This window comes from Chitinophaga rupis (assembly GCF_900109685.1).
Lineage (GTDB): Bacteria > Bacteroidota > Bacteroidia > Chitinophagales > Chitinophagaceae > Chitinophaga > Chitinophaga rupis.
In genome coordinates, this window is the sequence record NZ_FOBB01000002.1 from 1,154,832 (window position 1) to 1,177,344 (window position 22,513).

The following is a 22,513-nucleotide window of genomic DNA, read 5'->3' on the forward strand; positions in this document are numbered from 1 at the left end:
CTTACCAGTAAGAGGTTTTCTGGGAAGGATAAGTATTTATGTGTACTACATCAATATCAACATCCACCGCGCACAAGCGGCCGCCTGCAGGATTAAAAACAAACCTTGGCTGGCGTCATCGGCTTGATAAAGATCAATTCTTTCACCAAAGTCCACACGGCGTTCAGCGCTTCATCAACGCGCCGAACAGCCAGGCGCAGTTTGTTTTTAACCTGCAGGCACGGTAACAGGGATCATGCGCTTTTACCCCTAATAGTATGCGCTTTTAATGGGAGTTGCATGCGCTTTTACCCCGAATGTCTATCGAAGTGCACCAGGACATCTCACCAGTTATAACTCCATCATCTCACCAACGTCACCGCACCTCTCCTTACCACTGCCTGCCCCTTGCTGTTCGTATACCGCGCTATCCATACATACGTACCTGCCGCCTGCGGGTGGTCTTTAAAATAACCATCCCATCCAACCCGGGGATCCGTATGTGAAAATATCAGGTTTCCCCATACATTAAAGATCTCAAGCTTATAGCCGCTTATATTCCCGTAGAGTGCCGGCCTGAAAAGGTCGTTCTGTCCATCGCCGTTAGGGGAGAAGCCCGTAGGCATTGTTAGTTCGCAGTCCTCATCCAGCAAAAGGATCTTAAACGGCAGCACGGCTACGCAGCCATATTTATCCTGCACTACGGCGTTATAGACGCCCTTATCTAAAGGTCGGATATCGCCGGTAGCAATGGTGTTTTCATTCAGGCTATACCGGTAGGGGAGTGTACCACCTGCTGCATGAAAACGTACACTGCCTTTGTGGATGCCGTCACACTGCATATCCTGTTTTTCATCCATCACCAATGTTAGCTCCGGCGATACGTCAATAGCTACCGGGTCCAGCTTTGTTTCACAGCCATTTTTATCGGTTACTATCGCTTCATAGCTGCTGGCAGCCAGGCCGCTGAAATCTCCATCTGTACGGCTCATGGCGGTGCCGGCTAAGCGATAGGTATAGGGTAAGGTGCCGCCGCTGGCCTTTACCGCCAGCTGTCCGCCTATGTAGGAGCAGCCATTGGTGGCAGATACAAATTTCAGCAGCAGGGGATAAGGCTGTGTAATGCTTACGGTGGTAGCGAAAGTACAGCCATTCGCATCTTTTACAGTTACTGCATAGTTGCCGGGCGATAGGGAATCAAATACCGGCTCCGTTTGCCAGTTACCGTTATCCATGCGGTAGGTGTAGGGTGTAGTACCACCGCTGGTGGTAAAGGTTACTTTCCCGTTTGCTGCGCCATAACAGTCGATCTGGTGTATTGCGGGTTTCATGGTAAGCGCTGCCGGCTCCTGCACTTTTATGGAGATGCTGTCCAGGCAACCATTATGATCGCGCACATAGATCTTATAAGTTCCACGGCTCAATTTTGCAAAGTAAGAAGTATCCTGCCAGGTAAGCCCGCGATCTTTGGTGTATTGATAGGGCGCTGTACCGCCATCAGCCGTTAACGTTATACTGCCGTTTGTACCGCCATGGCAGGTAACTGCAGTGCTTTTTCCGGTGGTATGCAATGCGGGTGGTTCATAGATATCCACAACAGCGCTGGCATCGCAATTACCCTTGTCTTTTACCATAATGGTGTAACGTCCGCCCGGCAAGCCTATAAAGTTAGGATTGCTTTGCCAGGTGGCGCCGTTGTTAATGCTATATTTATAGGGAGGAGAGCCGCCGCCGGCAAAAGTGTGAATGCTGCCGTTCGCTGCATTGCGGCAGGTTACGTCCGCACCTTCCACACGGGCAGTTAGCAGGGTAGGTTCACCTAAAGTTATCTGGCTGCGTACCTGGTTACCGTTGCTGTCTTCCACCAGTATGTTGTATACGCCGGCTGGTCCTGTAAAGCGGTTTTGACTTTGCCAGCTGGCGCCATCATCTTTGCTATAACGGTAAGGTGGCTGACCGCCTTCTGCATTTACGGTAATGTTGCCATTGGCGCCCTGGTAACAGGAGGGGCCCCAGCTGTTCATTACCAGCTGCACCACCGGGGAGGTGGCCACGGTTAGTATAAGCCCTGTTCTACACCCATGCTGATCCTTTACATACAATGGGTAAGAGCCGGAAACAACATTGTCAAAGGTACTGGCGCTTTGCCATGACTGGTTCATGCCAATGCTGTAGCTATAGCCGGGCGATCCGCCGCCGGCTACCATGGTAATGCTGCAATCTGTTGTACCGTTAAAAATGCCTTTTGCGCTGGTGATATATAAGAAAGCAGGTTCTTTCAGGGTTACCTGCTCATAGGTCATACAGGCATTGCTGTCCAATACCATTACGGTATAGTCGCCGGCAGAGATGCCCTGGAAATCAGGCGTGGTTTGCCAGGTAAGCCCGTTGTTATTCGTGTACCTGTAAGGCTGGGTACCGCCCTGGGCCTGCACGCTGATGTTGCCGTTGGAATTACCATAACAAACAGCATCCTGGTTTTGTGTGTGCATGGTTAAAGGCCGGGGCGCGGTTACCTCTATTGTTTTATCCAATATACACCCGTTGTGATCCCTTACGTAGATCTTGTAGACGCCGCGCGCCAGCTTCTCAAAAACAGGATCATCCTGCCAGGTACGGCCATCCTTACTGTATTCATAAGGCAGCTCGCCACCGCTTGCTTTTACGGAAATACGCCCGGTACTGCTTTCATAGCAGGTGGCATGCTCCGCGCTAAGCTCAATATTTACAGGGTCGGGAGAGGTGATGTGCATCCAGGCGCTGGTCATACACTCGTGCTGGTCCTTTACCAATATGCTGTAATCGCCCGGTAACAGCTTATTAAAGTAGTTGGCGGCCTGCCAGGTACGGGCACTGTCCAGGCTATAGGTATAAGGCGGTGTGCCGCCGGATGGCTGTACAGAGATCTGCGCATTGCCGTAGCACGAGGCGGTGGCATGCTGCTCGCTGATAGCCAGGGCTGCCGGCTCTTTTAGCTGAATGGTTGCTGTATCCCGCAGCTGGGCGCTGTCCTGCACGATAATGGTGTAGGTACCTGCCGGCAGCAGCGTAAAAATAGGATCGTTCTGCCAGCTGCGTCCATTGTCGCGGCTATACTGATAGGAACCTTTACCTTTTGATGCTGTAGCAGTTATACTGCCATCATTACGGCCGTTACAGGAGATGTCCGTGTGCGAAAGTGTGAGTGTTGGCGGTATGTTGGTACTGTCTGCAAAAGCATTTATGCGTGCGGTTTTAGCCGCCGGAGGCATTACGGTATGTGCCCTGGACACCTGTGGCAAGGCAGGTATCAAAAGCAACAGTAACCATAACACCCCCTGATTCCGGCTGTACCCGGGCAACGATTCATAAATGCTCCACGACCAGTTTACCCTGGGCATTGACATAGGATAGTAATAAAAAATGAGGGCTTCGATATAGTTAGAATTCAAAAATATATAATCAAAAACTTATTTAAATCACCTTTTAGTTGCAGATGTACGATATATTTTTTTCTATATTGCAGGATACTAGTCCCTGTAAACTATGCACCCACATACATTTGAGCGGCTACACGCAGAGGGGTTGATCAGTGAGAGCAGTGTAGAAAAAGTAAAAGCCGTGTCCGCCAATAAGCTGTTTTCCCTGCACTGGGAGCTGAAAACCGTCCTGTACCTGGGCGTGTTATTACTTAGCACTGGCCTGGGAATACTGGTTTATAAGAACATTGATACCATTGGCCACCAGGTTATTCTGCTGTTCATTGCTGCTGTAAGCGCCGGCTGTTTTTACTACTGTAACAAAAGAAAGCAGCCCTTTTCCTTTAGCAAGGTGCCTGCGCCGGATGCCTTACCGGACTACCTGCTGTTACTGGGCTGTCTTACCTTTGTATCCTTCATTGCCTATATACAATTCCAGTATGCCATTTTCGGGGATCACCTGCGGCTGGCTGGTTTTATTCCGCTGGTAGTATTGTTCTTCTGCGCTTATTATTTCGATCACCTGGGCGTGTTGAGCCTGGCCATCACCAACCTGGCTGCGTGGATGGGCATTGTGGTAACTCCTTTGCGCATTCTGCGGGAAAATGATTTCAACAGCGAAACCCTTATTTACACCGGCATAGTGCTGGGGGTATTATTGATCGCTGCAGGGGAGTTGTCGCGGTACCGGAACATTAAAGCACATTTCCGCTTCACCTATGTGAACATTGGCGCACACGTACTGTTTATTTCCCTGCTGGCGGGTATGTTCCACTTTGAGCACCTGTTTTACCTGTTCATAATGGCGGTAATGGGTACTGCTCTTTATTTCTACAAGCAGGCTTTAAAGGATCATTCCTTTTATTTTATGCTGATCCTTACCTTATACAGCTATATCGCGCTCAGCTATTTAGTGATCCGGTTACTGATGCTGGCGCAGGATATTGACCTGGGCGCTGTTTACCTGATACTGTTCTATTTCATTGGCTCCGGCGTAGGGCTGATCCTTTTCCTTATTAACCTCAACAAAAAGATCAAACAAAATGCTGGCATATAAACAGGAATGGCTGGATAATAAGGTCCTGCACGAAGAAGCGGAAGAAGCCTATAAACAGCAATGCATCAGTAAAGAGGAAAAGGAGCGCATTTTCCAGGCGTATCCGGTACCGTTCTATACGCCCAATATTTACATCCGCATCGGGCTGTTCCTGCTAACGGTGATCATTGTTTTATTTTCGCTGGGATTATTGGGGTTGATGTTCATACAGCTTGTTAAAGAATCCTGGCAGGGGCTGATCATTTTTTTCGGGTTATTAACCTACGGTGCGCTGGAGTTCATGATCCGGGAAACCAAACACCACCGTTCCGGGGTAGATGATGCCCTGTTATGGGGCAGCATATCGTTATTTCTGAGCGGTTGTATAATGGCGCTGCCATATAACACGCCTTTCACATATTGCCTGCTTGTTTTTGTGGTAACGGCTTATGCTGCCCTGCGTTTTGCCGATACACTTATGAGCATTGCAGCTGTTATAGCTTTATTAGGATGCCTGTTCTATGCCTGTATTAATATGGGTACTGCCGGCCGTATTGCCGCGCCGCTGTTACTGATGATAGCCTCTTATGGTATTTATGCCTGGGCCAGGAAATGGGATTGGAAAACAAAGTGGCGGCATTACCAGCTTTGCGGCAGCATTATTGAGATCACCACTTTACTTACCGGCTACTTATCTGTAAACTATTTAGTAGTGCGCGAAGCCAGCAACGAATTCTTTGATCTTAACCTGGAACCCGGCCAAAGCATCCCTGCTGCCTGGCTGTTCTGGATCTTTACTATACTTATTCCGCTGGCTTATATTGCAGCAGGCATCCGGAAGAAGAATGTGATCCTTTTGCGTACAGGACTGGTGTTAATTGCCGGTATTGTAATAACCATCAAACAGTACCACCATATGGCGCCTATAGAGCTGGAAATGACCCTGGGCGGTCTTGTAATGATAGGTATTGCGTATATACTGATCCGTTATCTTAAAACACCTAAGCACAATTTTACCAGCCAGGAAATAGATAATACTCATCTGCTGGAAAAGATCCAGGGCGAATCACTGGTTGTTTCCGAAACCTTTACCGTACCGACGACACCTGCGCCTGGCTTTAATTTTGGCGGTGGTACCGGCGGTGGTGGCGGTGCGCAGGGGGGATGGTGATTAATTAATAAAGAAGAATTAATAATTAAGGATTGGTGGTTGCTGTATGACCTTTATGCCTGCATTTCCTGAAGGCACCATTTTTAAATAGCGACAATATGAGTGATATAAGATCAAAACTGGAAAAATTGGAATCTCTTTTTAAAGAGGCTAATGCGCCAGTTCTTCTGCGTTTCAATGAGGGGATACCGGGCAGCGAAATCATTGCATTCTTTACTGAGAATAATATTCCAATTCACCCCGATCTATTATCGCTGTATAATTGGCACAACGGTTTAATATCAATATATGGAGAGTTTGATCACCTTACTCAACTTTCGCCTTTAGGGAGCTTTCCTAATTTAAACGAAATGCTCGCCCTTAGAAACGATTTTATTAGCTGTGACTACATTGAAGTTGGAAACCGCCATGAATATGTTCCTATTTTAAGTGGAGGTGAAGATGATATGCATTTGTTGAGAGTTTCCACCGGTGAAATTTATCATTCAAGCCCGGGTATTCAAATTTATTGTGAGCCAAGATTTTATTCGCTATCTTCTATGCTGGATTTCGTATTAAACGGTTACGAAAAAGGAATATTAAGAATGGACCCGATTGAGGGGCTTATAATTAATGATGCGTATTGGGAACTTAACGGCGATTATAGTGCTTAATGCGTACAACAGAGTTTTAAAAAATAACAAATAAAAATGACCCACGAGATCAATCAACCCATCCCTCAATCTTACTTTGCTATAGACCAGGCAACAAAGGAAAGCGGCTTTACTATGGCTTCCGACATTTTAACCTGCTCATTATTACGGACCTTGGCTGCTTCAAAACCATCCGGTAAATTCCTGGAGCTTGGAACCGGCACCGGGCTTTCAACTTCCTGGATCCTTAGCGGCATGGATAGTAACTCCACATTAGTTTCATTTGACAATGATGAAGCGCTGCTGGCAATCGCTAAAGAATATTTGGGTGATGACAAGCGCTTAAACCTGGTTCATGCTGATGGTGAAGACTGGGTCAAGAATAATAAAGGACAAAAGTTCGATTATATTTTTGCTGATACCTGGCATGGGAAATATCTTCTTTTGGATGAAGTATTGGAGATGTTAAATGCAGGCGGGCTTTATATTGTAGACGATATGTTACCTCAACCCAACTGGCCGGAGGGGCATCAGGAAAAAGCAATCAATTTTGTAAAATATATAGAGAGCAGGACCGATCTGGTATTGACAAAACAAAATTGGGCTACCGGGATCATTATTGCTGTAAAGAAATAGACCGGCATAAACTAAGAAAGCTCCGGGTTGATATTCTATTGATTAATCGTGGAAGCACTATTGTTCAGGCTTTTGGAAATTACCTCTCTAAGCCTGGCTTCATAATCGTCTCCCCATTTACCCAGTGTGCCGATGACAGGTATTAAAGACCTGCCAAATTCCGTAAGGCTGTATTCTACTTTTGGTGGAGTAACCGGATAGATCTTTTTGGTGATCAGCTCATGGTCTTCCAATTCCTTCAACTGCATGTTTAACACCCTGCGCGAAGCATCCGGTATTTTACGCTGTAATTCGCTGGGTCTTTGATGTCCGGCATTAATAAACCATAACAAACGTATTTTCCATTTGCCATAAAGTACCTCTCCAACCAGGTCAAGCCCGCAGTTTAAGGCCGGTAATGTTTTTTTCACGTACATAGCGCAAAATTAAACCTAAGTGCCAAAATGTACAATAGGGGAATAATTTATCCCTATATGAATCGTATTTCCGTACTTGTACGGGTGATCTATACAACTGAAATTTGCATTCAACAAGTTTCACATGCAGAACGATTTTAATTTCAACAATGAATTGTCGGGCAGGATTGCCCTGGTAACCGGTGGCACAAAAGGTGCGGGAGCGGCCATTGCCGAACGTTTAGAAAAGGCCGGTGCAACGGTTATTGTAACAGCCCGGAATCCGCCGGATAAACCAAATGAAAAGATGTATTTCATTCCGGCTGACCTAAGTAAGCCGGAAGGCACCCAAAAAGTGCTGGATGAAGTTTTATCCAAATTTAACAGGCTGGATATTCTGATCAACAGTCTTGGAGGTTCGGAAACGCCGGGAGGGGGATTTGCTGTATTGACCGATCAGGATTGGGAACAAACGATTCAAACCAATCTTTTGGCACCGGTTCGGCTGGACAGAGGTTTTTTACCTCAGATGATTGACAGAAAAGAGGGAGTAATTATACATATCGCTTCAATACAAGCCAGATTGCCTTTATATGATTCAACGTTACCGTATGCAGCCGCAAAAGCCGGTCTTTTGAATTATAGCAAGAGCCTTTCTAATGAAGTTTCTCCGAAAGGAGTCCGGGTGCTGACGGTCTCACCCGGCTGGATCAAGACAACTGCTGCCGCCAGAATGATGGAACGGATCTCCGAAAGCTCAAACATTACGATAGAACAAGCCATCCAAAGCGTAATGGACGCTTTAGGCGGCATTCCTATGGGAAGACCCGCTAACCCAGAAGAAGTTGCGGAACTGGTTGGATTTCTTGTTTCCCCAAGAGCCGGTTATCTAAGCGGGACGGAATTTGTAATTGATGGGGGAACGATACCTACTATTTAGTGGCCGGTGATAGTTGGTATTTATTTCCGTTACAGAAAAAATTATAGCAAAATTATTTTTTGAGAATACAAAAGCACTATCTTTGCACTCATGAAATTAATGATGTCATATAGTAGTTCATGTTATCGGTATCCGAAAGGTACTGGTCGGACTATTATGTGATGTTGAACGATAATACATTACAAACCCGATTGGTATCACCAGTCGGGTTTTTTGTTTTATACATCGGGAGATCGGCTACGATGGCGGCGTAGCACCGGACTGTAAATCCGGTACATCAGAAACACAATAGGTTCGAATCCTATATCTCCCACTACCGGAGGGTAGGCAAATATTGGTTTGTTGCGGCATCCTGCTAAGATGTTCCGTGTAACAGCGGTGATGGTTCAATTCCATTGCCCTCCGCTAATGAGCATGTACCTAATGTTGGTAAAGGGGATACACTGCAAATGTATTTTAACAACGGTTCGATTCCGTTCGTGCTCTCTTTAATGGAAGGTTGCCAGAGATGGTAATGGCGCAGTCCCGAAAACTGACGGCGGGTAACACCGGCACAGGTTCGATCCCTGTACCTTCCTCGATATTGTTTGATAGATTTGTTCAAAAACTGATTGCAGGATCAAAGTTTCGGCCTGCTCTTTTTTTGCGATTGCTTTACTTTCGAAATCTCTTTTAACCGTTGTACTTGTGCTAAAGCTTCCGCATAGGATATTTCTGATTGCTGTGCAATTACCCGTTCCCCTCTCAATGATAATTCAGTTAAGGATATTCTTAAGTTTGCTTCTGGTATCATTGCTTTGCATTTGAGATAATGCTAAGATAAAAAAATCAAAGAAAACTAATTGCTGCCTCCGCATGGCAGTACCATGATTCATACACTACCTCATCACCCCTGATCCGGATAAGGCACACCCTTACCCGTTTCACACAACAATCGCAGGCTTCTCAAAAACAGCGCCCAGTCATAGCTGCAGCCGGCAAACTCGTTCGTATACGCTTTCCAGCCATCATGATGCAGGAACAATACAGTACCCCTCTCATTCGGTTGTAATTCAAACGTGAGTGTAGTGCCGATCCATTCCTCATAGCCTTTAACGCAAAGCCATTCCACCTTATTGAATGGTTCAAGATTGGTGATCTTCATTTCCTTGAAATAATCCGGGCCAAAGGCAAACCGCGCAATACTGCCGGTCTCCGGTTCCGCTTTTGTTTCAGGTGTCCACCACGCGGAGAGGCCTTCTTCCAGGGTTAATGCATTATAAACTGTTTCAGCTGAGGCTTTAATTAAGAGCCTGTGACAAATACTTTTCATAACAAATTGTTTTATTGAGTTAACTACGCTGCTATTGCTGCTCCTTTTTCTTTTGCAAATGTGGCTGTTCCGGCAGCACGTTTTTTTATAAATACAAAACTAAACGCCAGGGCTGCCAGCAGGCACAGGATGCTCATCCAAACAACATTTTGTATTCCAAAATGCGTTATCACCATTCCACCCAGGAAAGAGCCCAGGGCAAAGCCCGCATTCCCAAAAGACACCATCAGGCTGGTGGCCAGCTCGGGCGCTTCCGGCGCTTCGGCTGAAATACGTGTCTGGCATATGAGGAAGCCGCCGGTATGTATCAATCCCCAGAGCGTAACAATAGCCGTAACCGGAACAAACATGCCACCGAAAAAATAAGCCAGCATGTGCACACAAATAAGAGCCACTATAAACAGGCGTGTGGTAAGCATTACATTTTTACTTAGTAAAATACCGGCCAGCCAGTTCCCTGCAACGCTGGCGCCTCCGAATAAAAGCAGCATGAGACTGATCTCTTTGCCATTCATCAGGGAAACTTTTGACAGGAATGCTGCCAGGTAGCCATAGGTAGAGAACATACCGGCAATCATGATAATGGTGGCTAAAAGATTTACCCATAGCTGCGGGTTAGCCAGTGACCCGACCTGGCTGCGCTGCGTGTTCTTTTCTGTTACGGGCATGGATGGTATATAGGTTACCAGCATAGCAAGCGCCACCAGATTAATGATGCCTGCAGTAATAAAAGCAGCCTGCCAGTTTACCAGGTCGGCAATGTAGGTAGTAAGCGGTACACCCAATACCGTACCTACACTAATGGCGCCCATTACCACTGCTACTGCTTTAGGCACATCCTTTGGCGCTACCTGCCTTGAAGCTGTTGCAATGGCAACCGACCAAAACACAGGATGCAGCAAGGCCGGTACAATACGCGCAATCATCAGCACTGTAAAATTGGGAGAGAGGGCTGAAACAATATTAGAGCACACAAAAACAGCCAGCGCACCCGTCATCAGCCACTTGCGGTTTATCCTGGATGTGAGCAACACTGTGAAAGGGCCTGTGACCGCAATGGTAAGCGCAAACCCGCTTAACAGCCAGCCTGCAGTATCTATGGGAATTTGAAATGCTTTTGCCAGTACAGGTAAAATGCCAATTACGCTGAACTCTGTAGTAATGATGCCAAAACCGCCCAGTGCTAAAATCAAAATTGACCTTTTCATAAAATGTGTTTTGCCGTTGAAGAATGTAATACAAAACTAATTTCCATAAATCACTTTCAGGGGTAGCCGATTGGACATTATGATGGGTTGATCAGGACAGTACAATTGGGTACCTTTAAAATAAAAACGATGAAACATCTTACAATAATAGTCCCCGACGGCCAGTGCACTTTAAGCAGTGTGGCCTGTATAGTGGGTGCATATGAAATGTTTGCATCCGCCAACGAATACTGGAAAGAAAATGGGAAAGACGATCTGTTTAAGATAGAGCTGGCAGGGGTTTCAGCGCAGGGCCAATTTCACAATGGCATGCTGTCGGTAAATTACGTGTCGCCTGTTTCAACGATCACGAAAACCGATCTTATTCTTGTTCCATCCCTGGTGCACGATTTTAAAAAAGCTTCAAAGGGAAACCAATTACTGGCCGACTGGGTGGCGAAGCAATACAAGAACGGGGCTGAGATAGCCAGCATGTGTACCGGCGCCTATATGCTGGCATCAGCCGGTTTGCTGGATGGGAAAACATGCTCCACGCATTGGCGTACGGCCAATAATTTCAGGTCCTTATTTCCCAATGTGATCTTAAAGGAAGAGAACCTGATCACAGATGAAAACGGCATTTACACCAATGGCGGCGGCTATTCTTTCCTGAACCTGGCCATTTACCTGGTGGAAAAATATTACGACCGGCAGACAGCCATTTACTGTTCTAAAATAATGCAGGTTGAAATAGACCGGCAAAGCCAGTCGGCATTCATCATATTTACAGGGCAGAAACTGCATGGCGATGAAATAGTGAAACAGGCGCAGTCGTACATTGAAAGCAACCTGGATGAAAAGATCTCAGTGGAAGAGCTGTCGTCCAGGTTAGCGGTAGGCCGGCGGAACTTTGACCGCAGGTTTGTTAAAGCTACCGGCAATACGCCTATTGAATATGCCCAGCGGGTAAAGATCGAATGGGCAAAAAAAGCATTTGAAAATACCCGCAAAACAATCAATGAAGTGATGTATGAAGTGGGCTATTCTGACCTCAAAGCATTCCGCGAAGTTTTCCGGAAAATTACGGGTATGTCGCCCCTGGAATACAAGAACAAATATAATAAGGAGGCGGTGGTTTAAATGTTCACTTCCGGACAGCCATCGTTCAGAACCGGACGGGTGTAAAAGCGCCAAAGCCCGCTGCCAGCGGATGTTTAAGGGTGGCAATATTCTTGTGTTGGAGGGGGAAACCACAAAGCATGCTAAGGAGCTACTTCAAAATTGCCTGGAGGAACCTATCCAAACAAAGAATGTATTCTTCCATAAAAATAGGCGGATTTGCTTTGGGTATTGCCGCCTGTTTGCTGATTGCATTGTATATCAGGCATGAGCTTAGCTATGATCTTCAATATCCTCAGGCAGATCGTATTTACCGGGCTGTGATCGACTGGCATATGCCTAATAGCAAGAATGCTTATTTACCCGCTCCGCTTGCAGGCGCTTTAAAAAGGGACTATCCTGAAGTAGAAAAGGCAGGCCGCTTTTTAGATCTTGAGCTTTTTGGCGCGGGCAGCGCCCAGGTAAGGCGTTCGGACAAAGTTGAAAATAACTTTGAAGAGGGCCTGCTCTTTGCCGACCAGGAGCTATTGGATATACTACAGATCCCCTTTATTTATGGCGATGCTGCACATGCCCTTGACAAGCCCAATACCATTGTAATTACAAAACGTAAGGCAGATAAATACTTCCCTAATGAGAATCCGGTTGGTAAGTCGCTCATATTAAATGATAACAACGCGAAATCTTATGAAATAGGCGGGGTGATAGCTGACTTTCCATCAAACTCCCACCTGCAGTGCGATTTCATACCTACGCTGAAAGGAGTGGAGCTTTGGCAGGGCGAGCAAACAAACTGGCTGGCTAATAACTATCAAACATATATTTTGCTGCGCCCCGGAACAGATGCTGCGAAATTTCAGGCAAAATTTGCCGGTATAAAAAGCAAGTACCTGCTTACAAATGCCCGGGGCAGTACGCGGATAGTTGAAATATTTGAGAAAGTAACCTTAGCGATACAGTCATTGAAAGATATTCACCTGAGATCTGAAGGCATCAATGATGGCCTGCACCACGGCGATATACGCCTGGTATGGCTGTTTGGCGCTGTTGCCTGCTTTATCCTTATTATAGCCTGCATCAACTTTATTAATCTTTCCACTGCCAGGTCGGCCAGCAGGGCCAAAGAAGTGGGGCTCAGGAAAACCATTGGCTCTGACCGTGCGGGTTTGATCCGGCAATTCCTCAGTGAATCTACTTTATTCAGCTTTCTTTCATTTGCCCTGGGAATTGGATTGGCCTGGTTACTCTTACCTTATTTTAATACACTATCGGGACAGTCGTTGCAATTCCCCTGGACTGCCTGGTGGCTGGCGCCATTGCTGATTGTTTCAGCGGTGATTGTGGGCTTACTGGCCGGCTTGTATCCCTCTTTGCATCTTTCTTCCTTTCAACCTATTCATGCGCTCAAGGGAAATATTGGCCGTACCAGCCGGCGTTCCAATATGCGTAGCGTGCTGGTTGTTTTCCAGTTTACCGTATCCATCGCCCTCATCGTAGGCACCTTTGTAATTTACCGCCAGGTGAGATATATTCTTGATAAGAAAGTAGGTTTTGATAAGGAACAGGTGATGATGATCCAGGGCGCCAATGTAGTAGGGGACAGGGCGCCCGCGTTTAAAAAAGCGCTGTTACAATTACCGGGTGTAAAGAATGTTACTGTCAGCGATTACCTGCCTGTTTCGGGCACTAAAAGAAATGATAACCTGTTTTCAGAAGAAGGAAAGCTAGCGGAGAATCTGCCGGTTTCCGGCCAGTTATGGATAGTGGACCATGATTATGTTAAAACGATGAGCATGCATATACTGGCGGGGAGGGACTTTTCCATTAGCATGCCTACGGATTCGCAGGCCGTGGTCATCAATCAAACGATGGCAAAGCAGCTGGGATTGAAAGATCCCGTGGGCAAGCGTATTACCAATACTGACAAAACCTGGACAGTTATTGGAGTGGTGGAAGATTTTCATTTTGAATCGCTGCGGGAAAATATCAGGCCGCTTTGCCTGGCCATAGGGAACGGCCCTTCCATTATTTCAGTTAAAGTGCATACGGCTGATATGCGCCGCTTTATTTCATCCGTTACATCGGTATGGGATGCGTTTGCGCCTCACCAGCCTATCCGGTATTCGTTCCTGGATCAACGTTTTGCCCGCATGTATGCGGATGTGGAGCGCACCGGCCGGATCTTCAGCAGCTTTGCCGTGCTGGCCATTATTGTGGCTTGTCTGGGCCTGTTTGGCCTCTCTGCTTTTATGGCGGAACAGCGCACAAAGGAAATACGCGTCAGAAAAGTGCTGGGCGCCAGTGTGGCCAATGTAATAGTGCTGCTTTCAAAGGAATTTATCCGCCTGGCGCTGATCGCTATTGTTATAGCCTCGCCGCTGGCCTGGTACCTGATGCAGCGCTGGCTGAATAACTTTGCTTACCATATTAATGTGGAATGGTGGGTGTTTATACTGGCTGGTTTGATTGTGACGGTTATTACGCTTTTAACAGTATCGTTCCAGTCGGTGAAAGCAGCGCTTATGAACCCGGTACAGTCATTGAGATCGGAATAATGCCTGGTTATTCCGCATCGGGTACATCTTCTATGCGGTAATAGATTTTCAGGCCTCTTTCTTTGGCAATCCTTACATCTTCATCAGCGCCTTTAGAAGCGCCGGCTATACGAAGAACAGCGTCACATTTTTCAAGGATCCGGTGTGCAACAGGGTATTGTACCTCTTCCCATGCTGTATCTCCCGGTTGGGTGGAACCTGCAAGATGAATTAATGGCAGCGCAATCCATTCTCCAATAATGGGCACATGCCCTTTCCTGAAAAGTGGTAAGGCCACCGCTTCCAGGTTATCCAGGTTTTGTTGCATTGCCTGTGGGTCATCATTTGTTCCGCTCCTGTAAGGGCCTGCAATAAGTATCAGCATATTTTCTGCTATTTTTTACAAAGCAACTGCAGCTGCGTAAGAAAAAAAATAAAGTAGTTTAAGAAATAGTTTTCCCTGCCTTGTTGGCTCTTATCATACTTAAGAACTCCGGTGTAATGCCTAAGTAGGAAGCAATTTGTTTTTGTGTAACCAGTTTTGCTACCTGCGGATATTTGTCCAGGAAAATGCGATACCGTTCTTCGGCTGACAGGGAAAGGGTTTGAATAACTCTAAGCTGCTCCCTTATATATGCATTTTGCATGATGATTCTAAAGAACCGTTCAAACTTTGGAACCTTGATATACAATTGGTCCAGGTCTTCTTTTTGTAATTGTAGCAGCAGGCTGTCTTCCAGCGCTTCAATATTTAACATGGCCGGTTGCTGATTTATAAAACAAAACATATCAGTAACCCACCAGTCAGGAATAGCAAACATAATGGTGGATTGCCGGCCCGTTTTATCCAGGTAAAAGGCCCTTAGCGCACCCGATACAACAAAACTGATCTCTTTACAGAGCTGTTCTTCTCTCAGGATCATACCTTTCCTGGGAACTTTCTTTTCTTTTAAGAGTGAAATGAAATACGCAGCCTCCTGTTTATCCAGCGAAATGTGTTTGCTGATGTTCCTCAAAATTATGTCATATTCCATATGCTAATTTTGAATGAAGTTAGGGAAATCAATCCCATCCCTTAACAATAAGATAATATTCAAGCCTTTCCTTTGCACCATGAACCGTGCGCTCATCATTATATTACTTTTATCCCTGACAATCTCCGCCTCCGCCCAGGAGCTTACACTGAAACTCCGCCGTTTTGAGCAAAGCGACGATTATCCGCAGCCACCCCAGGACTCTGCCTTCCTGGCGCTGCAGGTTGCCTACAATAAAGCCATTGAGAAAAAAGACGCATCTGCCGCCGCCAACTACCTGCAGCAAATGGGCCGCGCCTGTTTTCACCTGGGGCATTACCCCCAGGCGCTGGACTATCACCTGCAGGCCGGGGAAATATTCAGAAGCGAAGGTAAACAGGAGCAGCTGGCCAATAACCTGAACGACCTGGGGATCCTTTACTACTACAACCGCCAGCGGGGCCTTGCACACCAGCAATACCAGGAGGCCTTATCCATTTACAGCCATTTACACAACCCGGCCGGCATGGCTGTGACCCTGGGGAAAATAGGCCACTTGTATGAAAAGCAGCAGCGGTACGACAGCGCCTTTTACTTCCAGCGGCAGGCATTAGCCCAATACCGGCAGCTGGATGATAAACAGGGCATCGCCAAAATATATGAGAACATTGGCAGCATTTATGAAGACCTGGCCCGCTATGATTCCGCCCATTATTACTTTCAGCAGGCGCTGACATTAGACGAGCAAACCGCCGATGATATTGCCCGCATAGAAGTGCTTAATAACCTGGGCGATGTGCTGCGCAAAACCGGCCGTTACCGCGAGGGGCTGCGGCTTACCCGCCAGGCATTAGCCTTAGCCCTGCAAACCAATGAGCAATACCAGCTAAGCGGGGCGTATAAAGACCTTGGTAAATCCTACAACCTGCTGGGCATGAACGATAGCGCCTATTATTACCTGGAGCTGAGCCGCCAGCATTTACTGGACATCTATTCCCGCGAAAGCAGCAAACAGGTAGCCCTGCTGCAAACCATGTACGGCATGGAAAAAAAGAACCGCGAGATAGAACGCCTGCAGCTTGCCCGTAAAATGAACAGCATTATTGTGATAGCGGTAGTAATAGTAATTATACTGCTGGTAGTGTTAGGCACCGTGATCATCAGCCGCCAGCGGCTGCGGATAAAGCATGCGGAGATCATCGCCCAGCAGGAACGCCAGCAGTACGAGCTGTCCCAGGGCCGTATGCAGGTAGAGCTGGAGAACCGCAAAATGGAGCTTACCACCCATACCCTCCACATTATTCAAAAGAACCAGCTGCTGGAAGAGCTGCGCAACCGCCTGGATGAATTAGTGAAGGACGACCGCCGCGACCAAAAGAAACAATTAAAGCAGCTGCACCAGCAGATCAACCACAGCTTTCACCACGACCGCTACTGGGATGAGTTCCGCAGCATGTTTGAGCAGGTGCATCAAGCCTTCTTTAACAATCTCAAAAACTATTGCGACAGCCTTACTCCCAACGACCTTCGACTGGTAGCCCTCCTGAAAATGAACCTACCCTCCGGCGACATTGCCACCCTGCTCTCGGTTTCGCAGGACAGCCTTCGCGTAATGCGCTACCGCCTCCGCAAAAAGCTGAATATGGAACAGGGGGAGAGTTTGACTGCGTTTATACAGTCACTCTAAAAGATTAATAATGAAGAATGAATAGTTAATAATGTGAATGCAGCGGATCTAAGACGGTTGATGTAGTGGTGTGAATGAATGGGTTGCAGTAATGTTCTTAACAATGTTTTCTAATTGATTGTATGTTGCCCGGTATAGAAAAACCGCCATGCTTATTCTCTTAATACCGCATTCAGCCAGGGTTTGGATTGATGACAACTTGGGCGTACCCACTACATTTACCGGAAGGGATGTGGCGGCAGTAATTTCCTTAATAATATCAGGATCCTGCACACCGGTAACAAACAAGCCATCGGCGCCTGCCTCCTGGTAGAGCTTTGCCCTTCTTAAAGTGGTTTCAAGGGGCGAAGGAAGCTTTAATAAAAAAACATCGGTTCTTGCATTTATAAAAAGCTGCTGGTTGGTTCTTGCCAGGTAGTTTTTAATGCTGCTTAACTTTTTCAAATAAATGTCCTCACCCTGCGGGTCTTCCAGGTTTATTCCTGCCACGCCAATGTCGATCAGTTTTTGAATATTAACGTTTAAGTCGTTTAAATTATCGGCGTACCCTCTCTCCATATCAACCGACAGTGGGATGCCGGTACAGGATCTTATGCGTTCCAGCATATACAATAATTCAGCGAACGGTATTTTTTCACCATCCGCATACCCTAATGAATCTGCAATGGCGCCGCTGGATGTAGCAATGGCATCAAATCCATTTTTTTCTATTAACTGAGCGCTTTTTACATTCCAGGCATTTGCAATAACCAGTGGCTTTGCCTGATGGTGCAGATCTAAAAACTTTTCATAATCACTCATAACAACCTGTTTTATTTTACAAATGTATTGTCCGGATAGCACTCTTTTGGGGGGCAACAGAGACAATATTGGGGTCATTTGGGTCAGGGGGGATTGAGTACTTCCTGCTGTTTTGTTTTGTGACCGGCAAGGGCTTAACATTCCGGTAATATTACGGTAACATTAAGTTAATTGGCTATTCTGTTACGCTAATGGCTATTGAGGATCAAATAATTATCGCTGGTTTGTTCACGTTGTTGCCCCCTTGTTCACGCCCTTTGTAACGGTGTTTCCTTTTTGTTAACCCCCAAAACTTGGCGGCATAAAGCGGCCTTTGCACATTTGCCCCGTCAAATAAATATATGCTGCGCAAAATTTACTTCCTGTTTTGTTTTATCGTGTGCACGCTGCCGGTACTGGCAGGTAACATCAAAGGCCGGGTTACGGACCATACTACCCGGGAGCCGCTTATCGGCGCTACCGTGATGCTGGAAGAAAAAGGCCTGTACGATATTACCGGCCTGGATGGCTCCTTTAATATAAAGAACATAGCGCCCGGCACTTACCACCTGAGTATTAGCCTGGCCGGTTATAAAACCAGGGTGCAGGAGATCACGGTAACTGAAACAGGAATGCCTGTAACAGACATTACCCTGGAACCCGGTAATAAAAAAGAGCTGCATGAAGTAATAGTGGCCGGCAAAACCAATAAAGCAGCAGAAGGCACCGCCCGTTTAATTGAGCGTGATGCCAGCCAGGTGATGAACGTGGTTTCCGGGCAGGCCATTAAGCTGTCGCCGGATCTTACGGTGGCAAACGTGATACAGCGCGTGTCCGGCATTTCCGTGGAGCGTAACAGCAATGGCGATGGGCAGTACGCCATTATGCGCGGCATGGATAAACGTTACAATTATACGCTGGTGAATGGCGTAAAAATTCCCAGTCCTGATGATAAATACCGTTACGTGCCGCTGGATATTTTCCCCGCGGAGCTGCTCGACCGCCTGGAGGTATACAAAGCGCTTACGCCTTCTATGGAAGGAGATGCCGTGGGTGGCGCAGTGAACATGGTAATGAAAGATGCGCCGGATCACCTGGCCGTAGATGCCAACCTGGCTACCGGTTATAATGAATTATTCTTTAACCGCGATTTCATGAGCTTTAATAAAGGCGGGATAAATGCAAAATCGCCCTATGAGATAAACGGTAATCAGTATAATGCTACTGCGGCTGATTTTCCCAATGCCACCGCTGACTATAAACAGCAGCGGCCTATGCCTAACCTGGTAGGCGGCCTTTCTGTAGGTAACCGCTACCTTAATAACCGCCTGGGTATTATACTGGCCGGCAGCCTGCAGCATACTTACCGTGGCAGCAACAGCTTATTCTTTAATACAGAAAAGGTAGATACGTTCAGCGGGGTTACCATTACCAGCATGCAGCAACGCCAGTATTCAGAGGAGCAGCTACGCTATGGGCTGCACGGAAAGCTGGATTTCCGGTTTAACAGCCGCCACCACCTGGAATGGTACAATGCCTTTATGCACTTGGCTAACACACAGGTGCGTGATGCCGTGGGCACACAGCTTACCATTGGCGGTTACGATCCGGAGAATGGTAACGCTACCCTTAGCTTTAATACCCGCTCCCGCATTACCCGCCAGCAGATCTATAACAGTACCCTGCAGGGCGATCACCAGCTGCTGGACAAGCTGCAGCTGCAATGGGCGGCCGTATATTCCAAAGCCAGCAACCGCCAGCCGGATAATACCACCATTCCCCTGAGCGGTATAGAACAACACTTTGAGCAAACCCGTACCACGGTAGGCAACGCCTCCCGCAGCTGGGAGTATAATACAGACCGCGACCTGGCGGGGTACCTGCACCTGGTATATAACCAGCCTGTAGCCGGTGTGCCGGTAGAGTGGAGGCTGGGGGGCCTGTACCGCGATAAGCAGCGTACCAACTTCTATAATAACTACCAGTTCCACCCCGCCAACTTGCAGGCAGAATATGGTAAAGACTTTAACGACTATACGGAAATTCAATGGGTAATAGATAACCCGCGTGGTAGCGTAGGCTCTGCGCTTAATTACTCTGCCACGGAAAAGATCAAGGCCGGTTACCTGCAGTTTAAAATAGCAGCGCCCCGCCTGGAAGTAACCGGCGGCGCCCGTGTAGAGGCTACTGACCAGGGTTATGAAATGAAGGTACCTATTGGTGAGGACCGCCCCAGCGCCAATCAAACCTATACAGATGTATTGCCCAGCTTACACTTCCGGTACATGGCCAATGATAAGACCAACATCCGCGCGTCCTACTTCCGCTCCGTGAACCGCCCGGGCTTTGCAGAGCTGGTGCCGGCGCCTATTGTACGCGAAGAGTATTCTGAAAAAGGCAATCCGGATCTTAAACATGCCATTGCCGATAACATTGATGTGCGCTATGAGCTGTTCCCGCAGGCCACAGAACAGCTGATGGCCGGCGTGTTCTTCAAACATATTAAAGATCCTATTGAGTTCACGCTGCAGCGCGATCCACGCCGCCCGCAGGATAGCTATTACATGCCGGGCAACTTTGGTAATGCTACCAACTACGGCCTGGAGCTGGATTTCATTAAATACGTAAAACAGTTTGGCATCAAAGCCAATTATACCTATACCCATTCCAGCATCACCACTACCAAGGCACAACGCGTACGGGATGCCAATGGCGATTTTGCCATTATTACGCCGGAGCAAACCAGGCCGCTGTACGGACAATCTGCACACATCGGCAACCTTACCTTATTATACAGGAATGCCCGCTATGGCTGGGATGCGCAGCTGGCGGGCACTTACACGGGCGACCGTATTGTAACGGTTGCAGAGTTTATAGATGATGACCAGTGGCAGAAAGGTTTTATACAAATGGACCTCTCCATGGAAAAAACCTTCGGGCATTTCAGCGTTTTTGCCAAAGCAAACAACCTGCTGAATACACCCATGGAAGTATACATCCACAAACCGCGCAATAATACAGATGCCATTCCCTACCAGACAGACAGCGGCAAAGTACTGGTGCGCCGTGATTATTACCAGCGCGCTTATTTGTTGGGGGCGAGGTATAAGTTTTAGGAGCGGAAAGGAGAAAGCGGAAAGCATAAAGCATAAAGCAGAAAGCGCAAAGCGTATTAAATAAACCAGCACATTAGTACATCAACACATTATTAAAACTCATCAAAAAAATGAAACAGCTTTTCCAACATCCGGTTATGGCCTTGCTGGTAACAGCAGCGGTATTCACAAGTTGCAGCAAAGACAGTAACAATAATCCTGATCCTAATCCCGGTAAAGTTGATACCACCGCGATTTCCGGCGACGTATCCGGTACCTGGACCAAAGGCAATGTGTACAAGATAACCGGCTCCCTGCAGATCGCAGAGGGTAAATCCCTCACTATTGAGGAAGGGGTAACCGTATTATTCAGCGATACTATTGTAAAGCCTGAGTTCATTGTAAAAGGTAACCTGTACAGCAACGGTACCGCACAAAACCCGGTAAAGTTCACTGTGCCCGATAACCTGAAAACCAGCGCTAACCAGTTCGGTGGTTTCTGGGGTGGTATTATTGCCGGCCCTACCAGCACGGAACTGGTTTTGAACTACACCATCCTGGAATATGGCGGCGCCGTAACTACAGAAGAATCAGCATCTGTAAAAGCAGGCCTGTATAAAGCTGCAGCAGGCGAGCGTGTGCCCGCCCTGTATTACAGCAATGTGAATGGTAAGCTGGTAGTAATGAACAGCACCATCCGTAATTTTTATGAAGATGGTATGTACCTGGAAGGCGGTAAAGTGCTGATTGCTAAGAACACTATACACACCACCGGTATTGCCAATGGCGATGCTATTAATATAAAATCCGGCTGCGTGGCTGATGTGGCTTTTAACCTGGTGTACAGCCCTAATACCAATGGTCTGAAGCTGTCTAACAGTGGCGACCGTACGCCCCAGGCTTTTGTGATCGGTTATAACAATACTATTGTAAATGCAGGCTGGAGAAGGCCTACTACCAAAGGCGGCTCCATTTGGGTAGAGAAAGGTGTACGCGTAAACCTGTACAATAACCTGCTGGCTAATGACCGTTATGGCATTAAACGCGATAAAGGTAACCCGGAAGACAGCGCCAACGGCCGCTCTGTAATAGCCAACACTTTCTACTACGGCTATACGCAAACTGCTGTGGATCAGTTCCAGCCTTCTAATGAGATCATTGCAGGCGCTAACGATATTACTGCTACTACTGCCGGCGCTAATGATCCTAAGTTTGTAAGCTATCCTTTAAACACCGACGTAAATAACGCCACTTTTGATGCCAGCTGGGACTTTCACCTGCAGGCAGGCTCACCCGCTTTAACTAAAGGCAAGACCGGTATTACACGTAACTATTCCGCCGGCCTTACTGTAAATGGCGTTACCTATACATCTCCCGAAGCGGCTGATTATATAGGGGCGTTTGGTGTTAAATAGCATAAAGCGCAAAGCAGAAAGCAGAAAGCATAAAGGATAAAGCAGAAAGCAGAAAGCAAAATGTACTTCATTCGCTCATAGCATTCGCATTAAGGGCTTTATGCTTTCCGCTTTTAGCTCGCAT

The 22,513-nt window shown here is 47.1% G+C and carries 17 protein-coding genes and 3 tRNA genes; 13 read left to right on the forward strand and 7 right to left on the reverse strand.

All coding sequences use genetic code 11. The features are described from left to right. Positions 1-341: 341 nt before the first annotated feature. On the reverse strand, positions 342-3,272 hold the full coding sequence (locus BMZ54_RS11575; RefSeq protein ID WP_162277520.1) for a T9SS type B sorting domain-containing protein: 2,931 nt from the start codon (positions 3,270-3,272) through the stop codon (positions 342-344). 232 nt (positions 3,273-3,504) lie between these two features. Here BMZ54_RS11575 and BMZ54_RS11580 point away from each other — a divergent pair, with 232 nt between their 5' ends. The 4 genes from BMZ54_RS11580 to BMZ54_RS11595 all read left to right on the forward strand — a co-directional run bounded on the left by BMZ54_RS11580 (position 3,505) and on the right by BMZ54_RS11595 (position 6,912). Then, positions 3,505-4,494: a DUF2157 domain-containing protein gene (locus BMZ54_RS11580; RefSeq protein WP_089910921.1), complete on the forward strand. Its 990-nt coding sequence runs from the start codon at positions 3,505-3,507 to the stop codon at positions 4,492-4,494. Further along, a complete protein-coding gene (locus tag BMZ54_RS11585; protein ID WP_089910924.1) occupies positions 4,481-5,644 on the forward strand; it encodes a hypothetical protein in 1,164 nt (387 codons plus the stop codon). Before BMZ54_RS11580 ends, BMZ54_RS11585 begins: the two co-directional genes overlap by 14 nt. A gap of 98 nt (positions 5,645-5,742) precedes the next feature. Then, positions 5,743-6,297: a hypothetical protein gene (locus BMZ54_RS11590; RefSeq protein ID WP_089910927.1), complete on the forward strand. Its 555-nt coding sequence runs from the start codon at positions 5,743-5,745 to the stop codon at positions 6,295-6,297. A 36-nt stretch (positions 6,298-6,333) separates the two neighbouring features. Further along, the gene (locus BMZ54_RS11595; protein ID WP_089910930.1) at positions 6,334-6,912 is read left to right on the forward strand and encodes an O-methyltransferase; all 579 of its coding nucleotides are present in this window, start codon (positions 6,334-6,336) and stop codon (positions 6,910-6,912) included. Positions 6,913-6,947: 35 nt separating this feature from the next. Here the strand turns inward: BMZ54_RS11595 and BMZ54_RS11600 are convergent, their stop codons facing one another. Continuing rightward, positions 6,948-7,328: a winged helix-turn-helix transcriptional regulator gene (locus BMZ54_RS11600; RefSeq protein ID WP_089910933.1), complete on the reverse strand. Its 381-nt coding sequence runs from the start codon at positions 7,326-7,328 to the stop codon at positions 6,948-6,950. 124 nt (positions 7,329-7,452) lie between these two features. On the opposite strand from BMZ54_RS11600, the gene BMZ54_RS11605 reads away from it, so the two are divergent. The 4 genes from BMZ54_RS11605 (at position 7,453) to BMZ54_RS32920 (ending at position 8,825) form a co-directional block, all read left to right on the forward strand. Beyond that, on the forward strand, positions 7,453-8,247 hold the full coding sequence (locus BMZ54_RS11605) for an SDR family oxidoreductase (protein WP_089910937.1): 795 nt from the start codon (positions 7,453-7,455) through the stop codon (positions 8,245-8,247). 227 nt (positions 8,248-8,474) lie between these two features. Further along, positions 8,475-8,560: transfer RNA gene (locus BMZ54_RS32915), tRNA-Tyr, on the forward strand. 97 nt (positions 8,561-8,657) lie between these two features. After that, a tRNA-Cys gene (locus tag BMZ54_RS11610) sits at positions 8,658-8,733 on the forward strand. A gap of 7 nt (positions 8,734-8,740) precedes the next feature. Further along, positions 8,741-8,825 (forward strand) — tRNA-Ser (locus BMZ54_RS32920). A 308-nt stretch (positions 8,826-9,133) separates the two neighbouring features. Here the strand turns inward: BMZ54_RS32920 and BMZ54_RS11615 are convergent. After that, on the reverse strand, positions 9,134-9,559 hold the full coding sequence (locus BMZ54_RS11615) for an SRPBCC family protein (protein WP_089910939.1): 426 nt from the start codon (positions 9,557-9,559) through the stop codon (positions 9,134-9,136). Between the two features lie 23 nt (positions 9,560-9,582). Beyond that, positions 9,583-10,767 (reverse strand): MFS transporter, encoded by a 1,185-nt coding sequence (locus tag BMZ54_RS11620; protein WP_089910941.1) that lies wholly within the window; start codon positions 10,765-10,767, stop codon positions 9,583-9,585. A 129-nt stretch (positions 10,768-10,896) separates the two neighbouring features. On the opposite strand from BMZ54_RS11620, the gene BMZ54_RS11625 reads away from it, so the two are divergent. Together BMZ54_RS11625 and BMZ54_RS11630 are read left to right on the forward strand one after the other, a co-directional pair. Beyond that, positions 10,897-11,886: a GlxA family transcriptional regulator gene (locus BMZ54_RS11625; protein WP_089910943.1), complete on the forward strand. Its 990-nt coding sequence runs from the start codon at positions 10,897-10,899 to the stop codon at positions 11,884-11,886. Between the two features lie 170 nt (positions 11,887-12,056). Beyond that, a complete protein-coding gene (locus tag BMZ54_RS11630; RefSeq protein ID WP_202909210.1) occupies positions 12,057-14,420 on the forward strand; it encodes an ABC transporter permease in 2,364 nt (787 codons plus the stop codon). Between the two features lie 7 nt (positions 14,421-14,427). On the opposite strand, the gene BMZ54_RS11635 is transcribed toward BMZ54_RS11630, so the two are convergent. Then, entirely contained in the window at positions 14,428-14,784 is a 357-nt protein-coding gene (locus tag BMZ54_RS11635) for a DUF4406 domain-containing protein (RefSeq protein WP_089910950.1), read from the reverse strand. A gap of 58 nt (positions 14,785-14,842) precedes the next feature. Further along, entirely contained in the window at positions 14,843-15,433 is a 591-nt protein-coding gene (locus BMZ54_RS11640; protein ID WP_089910954.1) for a Crp/Fnr family transcriptional regulator, read from the reverse strand. A 79-nt stretch (positions 15,434-15,512) separates the two neighbouring features. Between BMZ54_RS11640 and BMZ54_RS11645 the strand changes: the two genes are divergently transcribed. Next, positions 15,513-17,099 carry a tetratricopeptide repeat protein gene (locus tag BMZ54_RS11645; RefSeq protein WP_089910957.1) on the forward strand — a complete coding sequence of 529 codons (1,587 nt, stop codon included), beginning with the start codon at positions 15,513-15,515 and terminating at the stop codon, positions 17,097-17,099. Between the two features lie 48 nt (positions 17,100-17,147). Here BMZ54_RS11645 and BMZ54_RS11650 read toward each other — a convergent pair whose 3' ends face one another. After that, positions 17,148-17,900, reverse strand: coding sequence for an isocitrate lyase/PEP mutase family protein (locus BMZ54_RS11650; RefSeq protein WP_089910961.1), 753 nt, complete (start codon positions 17,898-17,900; stop codon positions 17,148-17,150). A gap of 341 nt (positions 17,901-18,241) precedes the next feature. Between BMZ54_RS11650 and BMZ54_RS11655 the strand changes: the two genes are divergently transcribed. Next, positions 18,242-20,995: a TonB-dependent receptor gene (locus BMZ54_RS11655; protein WP_089910964.1), complete on the forward strand. Its 2,754-nt coding sequence runs from the start codon at positions 18,242-18,244 to the stop codon at positions 20,993-20,995. Between the two features lie 110 nt (positions 20,996-21,105). Beyond that, complete coding sequence (locus BMZ54_RS11660) at positions 21,106-22,389, forward strand: hypothetical protein (RefSeq protein ID WP_089910967.1); 1,284 nt, start codon at positions 21,106-21,108, stop codon at positions 22,387-22,389. Positions 22,390-22,513 lie beyond the last annotated feature (124 nt).

What these genes read in the sequence shown, in the direction of transcription:
- BMZ54_RS11580 (WP_089910921.1), top strand. Translation starts at nt 3,505, where the DNA reads ATGCACCCACATACATTTGAGCGGCTACACGCAGAGGGGTTGATCAGT.
- BMZ54_RS11585 (WP_089910924.1), top strand. Translation starts at nt 4,481, where the DNA reads ATGCTGGCATATAAACAGGAATGGCTGGATAATAAGGTCCTGCACGAA.
- BMZ54_RS11590 (WP_089910927.1), top strand. Translation starts at nt 5,743, where the DNA reads ATGAGTGATATAAGATCAAAACTGGAAAAATTGGAATCTCTTTTTAAA.
- BMZ54_RS11595 (WP_089910930.1), top strand. Translation starts at nt 6,334, where the DNA reads ATGACCCACGAGATCAATCAACCCATCCCTCAATCTTACTTTGCTATA.
- BMZ54_RS11600 (WP_089910933.1), bottom strand. Translation starts at nt 7,328, where the DNA reads ATGTACGTGAAAAAAACATTACCGGCCTTAAACTGCGGGCTTGACCTG.
- BMZ54_RS11605 (WP_089910937.1), top strand. Translation starts at nt 7,453, where the DNA reads ATGCAGAACGATTTTAATTTCAACAATGAATTGTCGGGCAGGATTGCC.
- BMZ54_RS11615 (WP_089910939.1), bottom strand. Translation starts at nt 9,559, where the DNA reads ATGAAAAGTATTTGTCACAGGCTCTTAATTAAAGCCTCAGCTGAAACA.
- BMZ54_RS11620 (WP_089910941.1), bottom strand. Translation starts at nt 10,767, where the DNA reads ATGAAAAGGTCAATTTTGATTTTAGCACTGGGCGGTTTTGGCATCATT.
- BMZ54_RS11625 (WP_089910943.1), top strand. Translation starts at nt 10,897, where the DNA reads ATGAAACATCTTACAATAATAGTCCCCGACGGCCAGTGCACTTTAAGC.
- BMZ54_RS11630 (WP_202909210.1), top strand. Translation starts at nt 12,057, where the DNA reads ATGTATTCTTCCATAAAAATAGGCGGATTTGCTTTGGGTATTGCCGCC.
- BMZ54_RS11635 (WP_089910950.1), bottom strand. Translation starts at nt 14,784, where the DNA reads ATGCTGATACTTATTGCAGGCCCTTACAGGAGCGGAACAAATGATGAC.
- BMZ54_RS11640 (WP_089910954.1), bottom strand. Translation starts at nt 15,433, where the DNA reads ATGGAATATGACATAATTTTGAGGAACATCAGCAAACACATTTCGCTG.
- BMZ54_RS11645 (WP_089910957.1), top strand. Translation starts at nt 15,513, where the DNA reads ATGAACCGTGCGCTCATCATTATATTACTTTTATCCCTGACAATCTCC.
- BMZ54_RS11650 (WP_089910961.1), bottom strand. Translation starts at nt 17,900, where the DNA reads ATGAGTGATTATGAAAAGTTTTTAGATCTGCACCATCAGGCAAAGCCA.
- BMZ54_RS11655 (WP_089910964.1), top strand. Translation starts at nt 18,242, where the DNA reads ATGCTGCGCAAAATTTACTTCCTGTTTTGTTTTATCGTGTGCACGCTG.
- BMZ54_RS11660 (WP_089910967.1), top strand. Translation starts at nt 21,106, where the DNA reads ATGAAACAGCTTTTCCAACATCCGGTTATGGCCTTGCTGGTAACAGCA.